At 69.3% G+C, this 14,566-nt stretch carries 12 protein-coding genes; 4 read left to right on the forward strand and 8 right to left on the reverse strand.

The genetic code is table 11. The features are described from left to right. Positions 1-56 precede the first annotated feature (56 nt). From GV027_RS04735 to GV027_RS04750, 4 genes are all read left to right on the forward strand, one after another. Entirely contained in the window at positions 57-1,292 is a 1,236-nt protein-coding gene (locus GV027_RS04735) for a type III PLP-dependent enzyme (RefSeq protein ID WP_159511131.1), read from the forward strand. A 132-nt stretch (positions 1,293-1,424) separates the two neighbouring features. After that, complete coding sequence (locus GV027_RS04740; RefSeq protein WP_031396469.1) at positions 1,425-2,486, forward strand: 1,9-bis(guanidino)-5-aza-nonane synthase; 1,062 nt, start codon at positions 1,425-1,427, stop codon at positions 2,484-2,486. Between the two features lie 118 nt (positions 2,487-2,604). Beyond that, the gene (locus GV027_RS04745; protein ID WP_031396468.1) at positions 2,605-3,030 is read left to right on the forward strand and encodes an MAPEG family protein; all 426 of its coding nucleotides are present in this window, start codon (positions 2,605-2,607) and stop codon (positions 3,028-3,030) included. Between the two features lie 72 nt (positions 3,031-3,102). Further along, positions 3,103-4,137, forward strand: coding sequence for an alpha/beta hydrolase (locus GV027_RS04750; RefSeq protein ID WP_159511132.1), 1,035 nt, complete (start codon positions 3,103-3,105; stop codon positions 4,135-4,137). A 22-nt stretch (positions 4,138-4,159) separates the two neighbouring features. Here GV027_RS04750 and GV027_RS04755 read toward each other — a convergent pair whose 3' ends face one another. From GV027_RS04755 to GV027_RS04785, 8 genes are read right to left on the reverse strand one after another with little or no spacing between them, the layout of a single operon-like run. Further along, complete coding sequence (locus GV027_RS04755) at positions 4,160-6,046, reverse strand: XrtA/PEP-CTERM system amidotransferase (protein ID WP_159511133.1); 1,887 nt, start codon at positions 6,044-6,046, stop codon at positions 4,160-4,162. Continuing rightward, on the reverse strand, positions 6,047-7,552 hold the full coding sequence (gene xrtA / locus GV027_RS04760) for an exosortase A (RefSeq protein WP_236559047.1): 1,506 nt from the start codon (positions 7,550-7,552) through the stop codon (positions 6,047-6,049). After that, positions 7,549-8,898 carry a glycosyltransferase gene (locus GV027_RS21370; protein ID WP_236559048.1) on the reverse strand — a complete coding sequence of 450 codons (1,350 nt, stop codon included), beginning with the start codon at positions 8,896-8,898 and terminating at the stop codon, positions 7,549-7,551. Before GV027_RS21370 ends, xrtA begins: the two co-directional genes overlap by 4 nt. Then, a complete protein-coding gene (locus GV027_RS04765; protein ID WP_159511135.1) occupies positions 8,895-9,926 on the reverse strand; it encodes a FemAB family XrtA/PEP-CTERM system-associated protein in 1,032 nt (343 codons plus the stop codon). The genes GV027_RS21370 and GV027_RS04765 overlap by 4 nt, the downstream gene beginning before the upstream one ends. Next, positions 9,923-10,750, reverse strand: coding sequence for an XrtA system polysaccharide deacetylase (locus GV027_RS04770; protein WP_159512733.1), 828 nt, complete (start codon positions 10,748-10,750; stop codon positions 9,923-9,925). The genes GV027_RS04765 and GV027_RS04770 overlap by 4 nt, the downstream gene beginning before the upstream one ends. 43 nt (positions 10,751-10,793) lie before the next feature. Next, on the reverse strand, positions 10,794-11,867 hold the full coding sequence (locus tag GV027_RS04775) for an ExeA family protein (RefSeq protein ID WP_159511136.1): 1,074 nt from the start codon (positions 11,865-11,867) through the stop codon (positions 10,794-10,796). Positions 11,868-11,879: 12 nt separating this feature from the next. Continuing rightward, complete coding sequence (locus tag GV027_RS04780) at positions 11,880-13,538, reverse strand: hypothetical protein (protein WP_159511137.1); 1,659 nt, start codon at positions 13,536-13,538, stop codon at positions 11,880-11,882. Further along, positions 13,535-14,566 carry an AAA family ATPase gene (locus GV027_RS04785; RefSeq protein WP_159511138.1) on the reverse strand — a complete coding sequence of 344 codons (1,032 nt, stop codon included), beginning with the start codon at positions 14,564-14,566 and terminating at the stop codon, positions 13,535-13,537. The genes GV027_RS04780 and GV027_RS04785 overlap by 4 nt, the downstream gene beginning before the upstream one ends.

Raw genomic sequence — 14,566 nt, forward strand, 5'->3', positions numbered from 1 at the left:
CCAACCGCAAGGCAGTGTTTTCGTAATTTGTCTCAGGACATTGGAGGTCCCTTGAATTGGTCAAGCATCATATCGCGCTGGGGTTAGCGAAAGCCCATTCGACCGCCGACACTCCCCTCATCGGGGGCGGCATCGACATCGCTAAGGGGCGCCCGGTCAATCCGGTCACGCTCGTTCGTCCGCACGCTGCTGCGCGCGCCGCTCGGTTCTTCGTCGAGAAGTTCCCGGGCCGCTCGATGTATGCGGTGAAGGCGAATCCATCTCCCGAACTCCTGCAGATCCTGTGGGACAATGGCATCACACATTACGACGTGGCGTCGATCGCCGAAGTGCGCCTGGTCGCGCGGACGCTGCCTGAGGCGACCCTGTGCTTCATGCACCCGGTCAAGGCCGAGGAAGCGATCGCCGAGGCGTATTTCACGCACGGTGTCCGCACCTTCAGCCTCGACAGCCTGGAAGAGCTGGACAAGGTCGTGCGCGCCACCCGCGAAGCTACCGACCTGACGCTGTGCGTCCGGCTGCGCGTGTCGTCCGAGCATTCGAAGCTGAGCCTCGCGTCGAAGTTCGGTGCCGCACCGCAAGAAGCCAAGGAGCTGCTGTTCGCGGCCCGCCAGGCGGCGGACGCACTCGGCATCTGCTTCCATGTCGGCAGCCAGGCGATGACTCCCGAAGCCTATTCCAACGCGATGGAGCGCGTCCGCGCGGCGATCGTCGAGGCAGCGGTCACGGTCGACGTGATCGACGTCGGCGGCGGCTTCCCGTCCTCCTATCCGGGGATGGAGCCTCCTCCGCTCGAGCGTTTCTTCGAGACGATCCACCGTGCGTTCGAATCGCTGCCCGTCAGCTATTCGTCCGAGCTGTGGTGCGAGCCCGGCCGGGCGCTGTGCGCGGAATATTCGTCGATTATCGTGCGCGTCGAAAAGCGCCGCGGGACCGAACTGTACATCAACGACGGCGCCTATGGCGCGCTGTTCGATGCGGCGCATATCGGCTGGCGCTTCCCGGTCGAGCTGCTCCGCGAGCCGGACAGCCGGGCGAAGGACATGGAGTTCAGCTTCTATGGTCCGACGTGCGACGACATGGATCACATGGCCGGGCCGTTCCTGCTGCCCGCCGACATCCAGGCCGGCGACTATATCGAGATCGGCATGCTCGGCGCGTACGGCTCGGCGATGCGGACCGCGTTCAACGGGTTCGGATCGGACGAGACGGTGATCGTCACCGACGAACCGATGGTCTCGCTGTACGACGAACGGTACCAGGACCTCGCGTCCAACGTCGTCACGCTGTAACCACTAGCTATTATTTCTACCGTCATTCCCGCGCAGGCGGGAATCCATAAACGCTATCGGCGCGGCTCCACCTGCCCCCGAGTTTATGGATCCCCGCCTGCGCGGGGATGACGACGTTTGAGGATGATGACCATGACCGAAGACACCCGCATCGACGCGCAGCGCAAGGCTGAGCTCCTGTCCACCACCGTCGAGCATATCGACATCACCAGCTTCGACGCGCGGCCGATCGTCGACGCGATGAAGAAGATGTCGTTCACCAGCCGCGACCTTGGCCGTGCGACCGACATCTACAACCAGATGCTCGCCGACAAGGACTGCACGATCTTCCTCGTGATCGCCGGCTCGACGAGCGCTGGCGGTTGCATGGACCTCTATGCCGAGCTGCTGCGCAACAACATGATCGACGGCATCGTCGCGACCGGCGCGACGATCGTCGACATGGATTTCTTCGAGGGCCTTGGCCACAAGCATTACCAGGCGCTCGAGGTGCCGCACGACGACGTGCTGCGCTCGCTGATGATCGACCGGATCTACGACACCTATATCGACGAGGAAGAGCTCCAGCACGTCGACCACACGATCTTCGAGATCGCCGAGACGCTGGAACCCCGCCCCTATTCGAGCCGCGAGTTCATCCGCGAGATGGGCAAGTATCTCGTCGAGCACGGCAAGAAGGAGAACAGCCTCGTCAAGCTCGCCTATGAGCATGACGTGCCGATCTTCTGCCCGGCGTTCGTCGACAGCTCGGCCGGCTTCGGTCTGGTCAAGCACCAGGTCGATGCCGCGAAGGCGGGCAAGCCGTACATGGTCCTCGACGCGATCGCCGATTTCCGCGAGCTGACCGAGATCAAGATCAAGGCGGGCACCACCGGCCTGCTGATGATCGGTGGCGGCGTGCCGAAGAACTTCATCCAGGACACCGTCGTCTGCGCCGAGATCCTCGGTCACGACGACGTCCAGGTCCACAAATATGCGGTGCAGATCACGGTCGCCGACGTGCGCGACGGTGCGTGCTCGTCGTCGACGCTGCAGGAGGCGGCGTCGTGGGGCAAGGTCAACACCGGCATCGAGCAGATGGTGTTCGCCGAAGCGGGTTCGGTCATGCCGCTGCTCGCGTCGGACGCGTATCATCGCGGCCTGTGGAAGGACCGTCCGGTCCGCAAGTGGGGCGCGAGCTTCGACAAGGCCTGAGGCGGGCGCGCTGATCCTCCCCTCTGCAAGGGGGAGGATTCTGCGATTGCTCCCGATGCGTGATTGATGCAGCCTCCTCCGGGGAACCGGGGGAGGCTTTTTCATGAATGACGACCTGATCCACAGCGAGATCCTGCGGCCGATGGTCGCGCTGATCGCCTGGACGCTGGTGATGCTGCTCTGGATGCTGGCGACCCGCCTGCCCGCGATGAAGGCGGCGGGGGTCGACCTCAGCCAGCTCGTCGGCACGCGCGCCGCCGATGCGGATCGCTCGCTGCCCGCCAGTGCGCAGTGGAAGGCGCATAACTACAACCATCTGATGGAACAGCCGACACTGTTCTATGCGGTGTGTGCGGTGCTCGCGCTCAGCCATACCGGCGACGGGGTCAACGCGTGGATCGCCTGGGCCTATGTCGGCTTGCGGGTCGCGCACAGCATCGCGCAGGCGACGACCAACCGGGTGCAGACGCGGTTCATCCTGTTCCTGCTGTCGAGCCTCGCGCTGATCGCGCTCACGCTGCACGCGGCGATGGCGGTATTCTGACAAGACCATTGACGGCGATGCGTGTCGATCGCCCCTTCCCCTGCGCGATCGGGATCGGCTAGCTACCGCGCCATGACCTTCGACCGCCGAACCTTGCTCGCCCTGCCGCTCGCGGCCGGGATCGCCCCCGCCGCCCTGCTCTCCGACGCCGCCGGCCAGTCCGCGACGAACGGGAGCGCCAGTCGAGGCGCGCGTCTTGCCGGCGATCCGGTCTGGCCGCCCGCCGAGCGGTTCGCGCTGTGGCCCGGCATTCCCGCCGGCGCGCCGACCCCGCTGCCGCGCCCGCGCCCGATGATCACCGGACGCCCGGGCGGCTACCGTGACGTGCAGATGCGCGGCGTGGTCCAGCCCGAGGTCGGCGTGTTCCGCGCCGCCCGCCCCGATGGCCGTGCGGTGCTGGTCTGCCCCGGCGGCGGCTATTCGATCACCTCGCTGCGCAACGAGGGGATCGACGTCGCGCGGGTGCTGAACGGCTTCGGCATCACGGTGTTCGTGCTCAGCTACCGGATGCCGGGCGAAGGCTGGGCGGACCGCGCCAACGTGCCGCTGTCCGACGTGCAGCGCGCGATGCGGCTGATCCGCGCCAATGCGAAGCGCTATGCGATCAACCCCGAGACGCTCGGCGTGCTCGGCTTCTCGGCGGGCGGGCATCTCGCCGGATCGCTCGAGATCCATCATGGGCTCGAGGTCTATCGCCCGGTCGATGCCGCGGACCGGCTGTCGGCGCGGCCGGCCTTTGCCGGTTTGATGTACGCGGTGTCGAACATGGATCCGGGGCGCAGCCATGGCGGGTCGCGCGCGCAGCTGCTGGGGCCCAATCCCGATCCGGCGATGCAGGTGCGCTATGCGATCGACCGCAATCTGCGCAGCGGCGACGCGCCGCTGTTCCTGGTCCATGCCGAGGATGACGACACGGTGCCGGTCGCCAACAGCCTCGACATGCTCGCCGCCGCGCGCCGCGTCGACATTCCGGTCGAGGCGCATATCCTGCGTCGTGGGCGCCACGGCTTCGGCACGCGGCTGCCCGCGAGTTCGCCGGGCTCGCTCTGGCCGCAGCTGTTCGACCGCTGGATGCGCGAGGCGATCGGGCCCGAAGTACCGCTCTGACGACGGGTGTGAGTACCCGGGGTTAGCCGAACACCCGCTTCAGCGACCGTTCGAGCATCATCAGCTGCCACAGCGTGCGGCCATGCTCGGCGCGCCCGCCGCGATGTGCCTCGGCGAGCGCGGTGATCGCGGCCATGTCGAACCAGCCCGTCTCGGCGAGCATCCGCGACGATCCCAGCGCGCTCGCCTCGCCCGCCAGCGCGCCGCGGAACCAGGCGCTGATCGGCGTCACGAACCCCATTTTCGGGCGGTAGAGGATCTCTTTGGGCAGATAGGGCTCCATCGCCTTCTTCATCAGCCATTTGCCCTCGCCGTGGCGCAGCCGCAGGCCGACGGGCAAGGTCGCGCAGAACTCGACCAGCCGGTAGTCGAGCAGCGGTTCGCGCGCCTCGAGCCCGACCGCCATGCTGGTGCGGTCGACCTTGGTCAGGATGTCGCCGGGCAGCCAGTGCTTGAGATCGGCATATTGCGCGCGGTCGATCGCGTCGCGCGCGGGCGCATTGGCCATCGTCGTGACATAGCGTTCCTCCGCGCGGTAGCCGCCCAGCGTGGCCTGCGCGGCGTTCGAGAACAGCCGCGCGCGGACCTCTGGCGTCGTGACGCCGACCGAGCGGGCATAGGCCTCGCCCCCGCCTGCCGCGAGCGCGAGCAGGGTCGATTTCGCGCGGAACGGTCGCGGTGCCCAGTCGGCCTTGGGGTAATGCCGGCCAAGCGCGCCGAATATCTGCGTCCTGAGATGCGCGGGGAGCAGGCCGCGCACGCGTTCCTCCGCCGCCTGGAAGCGGTAGCGCCTGTAGCCCGCAAGCGCCTCGTCCGCGCCGTCGCCCGACAGCGCGACCGTCACCCGCTCGCGGGCGAGCGCGCAGACCTGATAGGTGGCGAGCGCGGACCCGTCGGCGAACGGCTCGTCGAACGCGGCGACCAGCGTGTCGATCAGCGCGAAATCGTCGGGATCGACCACGCGCTCGGCATGATCGGTGGCGAAGCGGCGCGCGATCGTCGTCGCATGGGTGCGCTCGTCATGCCCCGCCTCGTCGAAGCCGATCGTGCAGGTGCGGACCGCGCGCGGGCTCGCCTCCGCCATCAGTGCGACCACCGCCGAGCTGTCGACCCCGCCCGACAGGAACGCGCCGAGCGGCACGTCGGCGACCATCCGCGACCGCACGCCCGCGCGCATCCGATCGACCAGTTCCTCGCCCAGCGCCTTGGTGGAGCCGGTCGCGCGGTTGGAGAAGTCGACGTCCCACCAGCGGCGCGGCGCGGGCATGCCGCGCCCGCGCTCGATCAGCAGGAAATGCCCGGCCGCGAGCTTCTTCACGCCTGCGACCAGGCAGGCGTCGTCGGGGACGTAGCCGAGCGCCATGTAATCCTCGACCGCGGACAGATCAGGCGCGCGCCGGACGAGCGGGTTGGCGAGCAGGCCCTTCAGTTCGGAGGCGAACGCGACCGAGCCGTCCGCCAGCTCGACATAATGAAGCGGCTTCACCCCCAGCCGGTCGCGCGCGAGGAACAGCGCGCGTGCCCCCGCATCGTGGATTGCGAAGGCGAACATGCCGTTCAGTCGGTCGAGCATCGACGGCCCCCAGGCGCGCCAGCCGTGGAGCAGCACCTCGGTATCGCCTTTGGTCCGGAACCGTGCGCCACCTGCGATCAGGTCGGCGCGAAGCTCGGCGAAATTGTAGATCTCGCCGTTGTAGCTGATCGTCAGCTCGCCGTCGGACATCGGCTGCGGTGAGCCTTCGAGGTCGATGATCGACAACCGGCGATGCCCCAGCCCGACGCCCGGCGCGGTCCAGATGCCGTCGCCATCGGGACCACGATGCGCGAGCGCGGCGATCATCGCCTGGATGCGGTTCGGATCGACCGGCTTTGGCGTGCCCGGGTGGAAGATCCCGGCAATCCCGCACATTCAGCGCAGGCCCGCGGCGTGATCGGCGACCGTGCCGACCGGTCCGAGGGCGGCAAGGAAGCGCGCCATCGGTCGCGGATCGCCGCCCTCGACCGACAGATGCACCGCAACCGCGCGCTGCGGTCCGCCGAACAGCCGCGCCTTCATCGTCTCGATCTTCACGATCATCCCGTCATCGGTGGTAGCATCGCCGACCCGGTACCACGTCGCGACGATGCGCTCCACGGGTCCCGGCGCGGTAATCCGCATCGCCGAACCGCGCGCGCCCGCGGCGTCCGCGAGCGGGGGAAGATCCGCGACGCGGACCCAGCGATCCTCCTCGCGCAGCACCCCGGTGCCGAACGCGATCAGCTCGTGCCCGTCGCCCTGCCGCCCGAATACCGCGAGCGCCATGTCGACGGTCGCGCCCGACGCATCGGCATAGCGCCCGAACAGATAATGGTCCGCGCCCGGATACCAGGGCATCCACGGCGCGCGGACGCTGACATCGACGCGGTGCCAGCCCGGCACGTCGGGCAGCGTGATCTGCGCTGGCAGCATCTGCCGCCGCCCGGCGATGGCCGTGCTCCACGCGGGAAACGCCGATGCCACCACCAGCACGAGCAGCGTGACGGTGGCGAGGTCGCCCCGATAGCGCGGCACCGTTTGCAGTCGCGTCGGCTCGAAGGCGGGATCGTCGGGCGCGCGGTCGAACCAGCGCCAGCCGATCGCGAGCACCGCCGCCATCACGAGCGCGAAGAACAGCCAGCCATAGACGATGTGGTCGATCCCCGTCGCCGCCTCGACCGAGGTCAGCTCGGCGGCCCAGATCGTCCCGAACGCGCGAAACCCGTTGGCGACGACCGGCACGACGACCGACACGGCGAGGAACACCGCGCGGCGCCGCCACGACACGAAACAGACATTGGCGACCAGCACCCCGAACGCGACCATCGCGATCACGAACTTGGCGCCCGAACACGCCTCCGCCACCTCGAAATAATAGCGGCCGGCATGGATCAGCACGCCGTCGACGACCGCGGGCACGCCGACCAGATGCAGCAGCGGCATGACGATCGCGACGGTCACCGCCTGCAACGGCGGCTCAATCCCCTCGCCGAAGGGCACGAGGAACAGCGCATAGCCGAGCGGGAACAGCAATCCGCGCGCGACATCGGGGCCGAGGATCGCGACGACCGCGCCCTGCAGCATCAGCACCAGCCCCAGTTGCCGCGCGAGATTGACCGAGGCCGCGTCGCCCATCAGCCACCCTGCCCCGCCGACCGCGACCAGCGCCAGCCCCGGCCACCAGCCGACGGGCGTCAGCTGCGCGAGCTCGCTACGCCGCTGCCACACCAGCCAGGCGATCACCGGGGCGATGAACAGACAGTGGCCGAAGGTCGTGCTGGTCCACCAGATCGTCGTCAGATCGGCGACGTCGCGGCGGAACAGCGCGAGCAGCAGGATCGCCGCGACGCCGAGCGCGAGCAGATGCCGGGGCCAGGACGTCGCGGGGCGATCGGTCACGATGGGGACCGGCTGCCATCGACTCCGAACAGCGCATCGAGCGGTGCGAGCCGCGCGTCCCAGCCATAGCGTCGCAGCACCTGCGCGCGCGCGGCCCGGCCGAGGTCTGCCGCGTCGGCGGGCGCTTCGAGCAGCGCGAGGACCTGCGCGGCGAATTCGCTCGCGTCCGCCGCGACGCGGATCGTGCCGGCGTGGTCGATGCCCTCCGCTGCCGCCGCCGAGGCGACGACTGGCCGCGCCATCGCCATCGCCTCCAGCACCTTGTTCTGGATGCCGCGGGCGAGCTTCAGCGGGGCGACGCAGACATCGGCCGCGGCGAGCCATCCGCGCACGTCGTCGACCGCGCCGGTGACGATCACCGCGTCGCCTGCGAGCGCCTGCACTGCGGGGGTTGGGGCGCGGCCGACGATCGCGAACCGGGCTGTCGGGTGGCGCGTGCGGATCCGGGGGAGGATGTCGCAGGCGAACCAGGTCACGGCGTCGATATTGGGGCGGTAGTCCATCTGGCCGGTGAAGACGATCAGTGGGTCTGCGTGGGCGCTGCCGATGACCAGCCCACTCTTCACCTCCCCGGCGGAGGCCGGGGTCCAGTTGGGGGACGTCGATGGCGACGGACTGTCCGGTGTTACTGCGACCTTTCCAACTGGGCCCCGGCCTTCGCCGGGGTGGTAGGATGGGGCTGTGGCCTGCCCAGCCTCCTTAGCCTTCTCAACCTGCGCAGCCGGGTCGAACGTCGCCGAGTCGATGCCGTTCTCGACCGCGAGGATGCGGCCGGTGGTGGCGCCGGTGCGGAACAGGGCGGCTTCGGCTTCGCTGACGAACAGGCTGGCGGAGACCCTCGCCGCGATCTCCCGCTCGAAGGCCCCTAACAGCCGTGCCTCGCGGCGCATCATCCAGCGCATCGGGCCGCGGGAGTCGTCCGCGAAGCCTGCGAACTTGGCGGAGTCCATGTCGACGAAATCCATGACCACGGGTGGCCCGTCATCGGGGAGGTACTGCGCCATCTGACCCGAGAAACAGTAGATGCCGTCGACGCGCGGCAGGACGCGGTCAACCGCGGCCTGCATGGCGGGAGAGGCGAACGCCGTCAGCGAGACGGGCTTGCCGGTGGCCAGCGCCTCGAGTCCGGCGCGCGCCTGCGACTTGCCGCGTGGCAGGATCGTGCAGCTCGCCAGCATGTCCGTGAAGGCGGCTGGCGGATCGAGGTCCGCCGCGTCGTCGGCAAATGCGACGAGATGGACGCGCATGCGTGCGCCGAGATAGCGGAGGACGTGGAAGCTGCGGATCTTGTCGCCGCGATCGGGCGGGAACGGCACCCGGTGCGCGAGGAACAGCAGGTCGCTCACCCCAGACCCCGGGAAATCCACGGTCCGGCGAGGTTCGCCGCCCAGAGCGGCATCTTCTTCCAGCTACGCACCATCAGCGCATATTTGGGATTGAGCGGATTGACCTCGCGCGCGGGGCCGTCGCTGCGCTTGGCATAAAGCCGCGGCACGGGCGTAAATCCCCAGTTCTTCTTGAACGCGGCCGCGCCGGTACCGGTCTTGGACCGTCCGAAATCGAACCGCGTGCAGCCGCGCGCACGGGCATGCGCCATCAGCGCGAAATACATCCGGTCGTTGGCGCGCAGGCCGCGCGCCGCCTCGGTCCCGCCGCCCCAATAGGGATAGACCGTCCCGCGGTGATAGAGGCTGAGCACGCTCGCGACCGCGCGGCCGCGGTGGCGGACGGTGAGTACGTCGGCGTCCATCGTCTCGACGACCGAGCGGAACAGCTGCGCGGGAAAGACCGGCGTCCCCAGATTGCGCACCGATTCGGCATAGACGCGGTAATGCTCGGCGAGCATTGCGCGGTCGCGGCCGGTCGCGATGTCGAGATCGAGGCCGAGCGCGCGCCGCACCTCGGCGCGCTGCTTGCGCGGGATGGCGAGCAGTTCGGCATCGTCATCCGCCGCCAGATCGCGCGCGAACCCCAGATAGCTGTCCGCGTCACTGTCCCAGCCCGCGGGCACAGCGCCACCGCGAAGCTCGACCGACGGGCAGCCGCGCCGCTGCGCCAGCTCCCAGGCCGCCGCGGCGAGCGGCTCGACCGCGGCATCGCCGAGCACACCGCCATCGACCGCGAACCCCGCCGAGACGAGCGCCCGTCCGAACAGCGGCGACCGCATCTCGGTCAGCGGCAGCACGCCGGTGATCGTGCCGCCCCGCTCCGCGACCAGATAGCGTGCGCGCTGGCCGCAACCGCGCGCGACCGCGATGCTCCACGCGGGCAGATGGAACGGCGTCGCCGCCGCCGTCGCATCGACGAACGCCGCGATCCGCGCGCGCTCGTCCGCGTCGGCGAGATCCGCCTCGCGCACGGTGGCCGTCGTCACCGCAGCCGACCCGCCTCGACCGCGACCGCGGCATCGACGCGACCCCAGTCATGCCGCCCGAGCAGCCCGCGCAGCTTGCCCGCCATCGCGCCAAGCCGCGAATAATGCCGGATCTTCGAGCGCAACGGCGCCGCCGCGACGCGCGGCTGGGCGGGGTCGATCTCCCAGGGGTGGAAATAGAACATCGCCGGGTGGTCGGCGGCGTTCACCTGACGCACCGCGAAATCCATCAGCGCGGCGGGCAGCAGCCGGAAGAAGCCGCCGCCCGTGGCGACGCGACGCTTGCCGAACTGCGCGACGGTGACGGGCACTTCGAGCAATGCGCTGTCGGCCAGCGGGCGGAAGGCGAAGCGCGGTGCGTCGCGCCAGCCATAATGGTCGTGCGCGAGCGGTGCGACGCTCGACGAATAGGCATAGTCCGCTTCCGCCAGCACGGCGTGCGCCCAGGGCGTGCGCTGGTCGATCGAGAAGCTCGGCGCGCGGTAGCCCGTGACACGCTGTCCCGCCGCATCCTCGATCGCCGCGCGCGCACGCGCGAGGTCGGCGCGGAACAGGCCTGCGTCCATCGTGAAGACGCGCTGGTGATCCCAGCCATGGCTCGCAATCTCGTGCCCGGCATCGACGATCCGGCGGATCAGCGCAGGATAGCGGTGCGCGACCCAGCCGAGCGTGAAGAAGGTCGCGTGCACACCGCTTTCGGCGAACAGCGCGAGTACGGCATCGGTATTCGCCTCGACCCGCGGCTGGAGACCGTCCCAGTCCGCCTTGTCGATCACCGTCTCGAACGCGCCGACCTGGAACCAGTCCTCGACATCGACCGACATGCCGTTGCGGATCGGGCCGGCCGTTACCGCCGTCGTCACCGGATCACGCCGCGTCGTGCCAGTGCGACGCGCCGCGGATCGGCTTGTAATCGGGCCTGGGCTCGTCGCCCTCGACCCACTCGACGAGCAAGGTCAGGACGCGGCGCAGTGCCTGGTCCTGCTGCTCGACGCGCGCCTCGAGCATCGCGAGCCGGTCGAGGACCGCAGGGTCGGTGGCGGGGTCGGGCGTGCCGCGGGGCTGTGCCTTGGGTTCGGCGGCGGGTTCGGGGGCAGGCTCGGGCGTGGGCGTCGTCGCGAGTGTCGGCAGGTCCGCGGTCAGGTCGCTCTGCACGGCGCGGACGACGGCGCCGTCGATGACGCGCAGATCCTCGATCGCGGCATAGAGCATGACGCGGCCCGCCAGCATGTTGAGGCGGCGGGGGATGCCGTCCGACCCGTCGAACAGCGCGGCGACCGCGTCGTCGGTGAACGCCGGATTGCCCTCCCAGCCGACCACCGACAGGCGGTGCGCGATATAATCGGCGACCTCATGCGGCTCCATCGGGTCGAGATGGTGGATCGCGATCACCCGCTGGCGCAGCTGTTCGAGCCCGTCCGAGCCGTGGAGCCGGTCGCGGAATTCGGGCTGGCCGAGCAGCAGGATCTGCAGCAGCGCATGGCCGGCGGTCTGGAAGTTGGACAGCATCCGCAGTTCCTCGAGCGCGGATACGGGCAGCGCCTGCGCCTCGTCGACGATCAGCAGCGTGCGCTTGCCGGTCCGCGCGACGGCGTGCAGCCCGCGTTCGATCGCGGTGAGCAGCTGCGCCTTTTCGAGCCCCGCCGGGTCGACGCCGAGCGCGGTCGCGACGATCCGCAGCAGGTCGCTCGCCTCGATCGCGGTCGACACCAGCCGGATCGCGTTCAGGCTCTGATGGTCGATCGTGTCCATCAGATGCCCGACCAGCGTGGTCTTGCCCGCGCCGATATCGCCGGTCATGACGATGAAGCCCTCGCCCTGCGCGAGGCCATAGCCGAGATACGCCATCGCCTTGCGATGAGTCCCCGATTCGAACCAGAATCGGGGGTCCGGGGTGAGCTGGAACGGGCGTCCCGTCAGTCCGTAATGTTCGTCGTACATCTGCCAAATATCCTAGAACTGATACCGTGCACCGAGCAGCGCCTGTGCGGACCAGTCGCTGTCGAAGTCGCCGACCTTGAAGCTGTATAACCCGAGCGACGCGGTCGTGCCGAGCCGTCCGAAATTGCGGTAATAGGTGCCGGTCGCGCCATAGGACCAGACCCCGCCATCGCCCGCGGTGACGAAACCGCCGCCGAGCTGGCTGTCGAAATAGTTCACGAACGCGGTCGCATTGATCCCCGATACCGAAGACAGCGACCGCGCGAAATAGAGCTGACCGTAATAGCTCTCGTCCTCAAGGCCCGTGACGACGAGGCCGGGCGCGCCGCCCGGCGCGAAGAGGCGGCGATTGGCATAGCCGATCCCGCCGCCAAAGGTCGTCCGCCCGCGCGTCGCGACGAGCACCGCGTCGATCCCGCGCGCACGGTAGCTCGAGGTGGAGATCGACTGGAACACGTCGTCGAGGCACCCGCCGGGCGCTGCGCCGGTCGCGCCGAACACGCAGCCGTTGAACTGCTGCGCGAAACCCTGATTGGGCGCGAGGAAGCTGGTCGGCAGGTTGGCGAGGCCGGTGCGCAGCTGGCGGCCGAAGGTCTGCACGCCGTCATAGACGTTGACCGCGACGCCGACGTCCTTCGACGCCTGGTAGGTCGCGGTGCCGGTAAAGCTGAGCGAGCCATAGCGTTCGCCGATCCGCGCCTCGACCGAGGTCCGCCGGTTCGGCCGCCAGATCACGCCCGCGTCGTAATAGAGCCCGTCGGTGCGATAGGCGATCCGGCGCGGCGATCCCGGCGCGGTCCGGAACCGGCCGTCGCGGTCGAGCACGGGGACGCCCGCGGCATCGACCAGCGCATCCTTCTGGCTCGTCTCGATCCGTTCATAGCCGAGGCCCGCGGTCAGCGCGACATAGGGCGACACCGGCAGCACCGCGTCGCCGCGACCGAAATAGCCCTGGTAGCGCTGGCTGAGCTGGCCCGCGGTCTCGCGGTCAAACCCCGCGCTCGCGGTCAGCCCGACCGGCAGCAGCGTGCCCGGCCGGAAGCCCGCGCTGGCGGTCGCGGTGTGGCCGATCGAATCGTCGTAATAATCGAGCCGCTGGCCACCGGTCGCCGCGGTGCCGAAGGTCGGGGTCTCGACCTTGGTATAGCCCAGCCGGTAGTTGGCGTTGACCGCAACGTCGCCGGCCTGCGCGGCGAAATTCGGGCCGCCATAGACGGCATAGACCTGCGCGATGTTCGAGACGTTGCCGACCAGTACGCCGGGCGCCGCGCCGCGGATGTCCGAGCGCGACCGCGTGGCGATCCCGCCCGCTTCCAGCGAGAGGTTGCGCGTCAGTTGCGCCTCGACCCGCGCGAGGCCCGAATGGATGTCGGTGTCGCCGATATCGTCGTCATAGGCGAAGCGGCGCTCGTAGCGATAGCTGACCTGCCCGTTGATCCGCGCGGTCGACACCGCGGCATCGACGCCGGCGGCGAGCGAGGTGTAGGTGAGCACATCGCCACCGCCGAGATCCGCGGTGAGGATCTGCGTCGCCTCGATATAGGGCCGGACGACGACGCGCCGTGCGCCCTGCCCGCCTCCGGACCCCGTATCGGAGACCGACTGGGCGAGCGCGGGCCCCGCGACGAACAGCGCCGCCGCGCCGCCGAGGATCAGGCGGACATCGCTCACCGCGCGCCGCCTTGCTCGTAATAGCTGCCGAACCGCGCGCCGCCGGGGACGAACGACACCGCGTTGAGCACCAGCTGGATATGCTCGCAGCTGTCGAGCCGGTTGACCGCGGCGCGGACCTCGCTTTCGGGCGTATGATCGGCGCGGACGACGAGCATGACCTGCCCGACCAGCATCGCGAGCACGCCCGCAGGCGACGCGGCGAGCGCAGGCGGCGAATCGAAGATCACGATGCGCCGCGGATCCGCCGCGAGCAGCCGCGCGAGCACCGCGCGGGTCCGCGCGCTGGCGAGCAGTTCGGTGTCCATCGTCGTCCGGTCGCCCGCGGGCAGGATCGAGAGATGCGGCACGTCGGTGCGGATCACCAGCGTTTCGACGTCGATGCTCGTGTCGGCCAGCGCATCGAGCAGGCCGGGACCATCGTCGAGCCCGAGCTGCCGCAGTACGTCGGGCTTGGCGACATCGGCGTCGACCAGCAGCACCTCGGTATCGCGCTCCGCGGCGATCGAAAGTGCGAGGTTGATCGCACAGAAGGTCTTGCCGTCGTTCGGCCGCGCCGAGCAGACGAGGATCGTGCGCGCCTTGTCGGGCACCGCGCTGGCCTCGATCTGCGCGCGCGTGATCAGCAGCTGCCGCTTGATGAGGCGGAACTCCTCCGCCAGCGGACCGACCGGCGCGCCGGGCACCATCATGCCGTTCGCCGCCAGCATCCCGCGATCGATCATCGCCGTGTCTCTGGCGACGAACGGCAGATGAAACTCGTCGGGCAATTCCTGTCCGATCGGTGCGCGAAGCTCGGCCGGGATCGCGAGGAAGGTCGCATCGTCGGAGTCCGGCGCGTCGGCCTCGAACGCCGCAACGGGCTCGGCGGCAGGCTCGGGCGCGGGTGCCGGTTCGACCGGCGGCACCGGCGGTCGGGCCCGCACCTGCTGGTTGAAGTCATAGACCGTGGCGGCGCGTTCGAGCAGCGACGGCGCGCGTGGCGGCTCGCCGCTGGCATCGTGCGATTCGGGGATCTTGCTACGCAT

This window comes from Sphingomonas sp. T1 (genome assembly GCF_902506585.1).
GTDB classification, from domain to species: Bacteria; Pseudomonadota; Alphaproteobacteria; order Sphingomonadales; family Sphingomonadaceae; genus Sphingomonas; species Sphingomonas aerolata.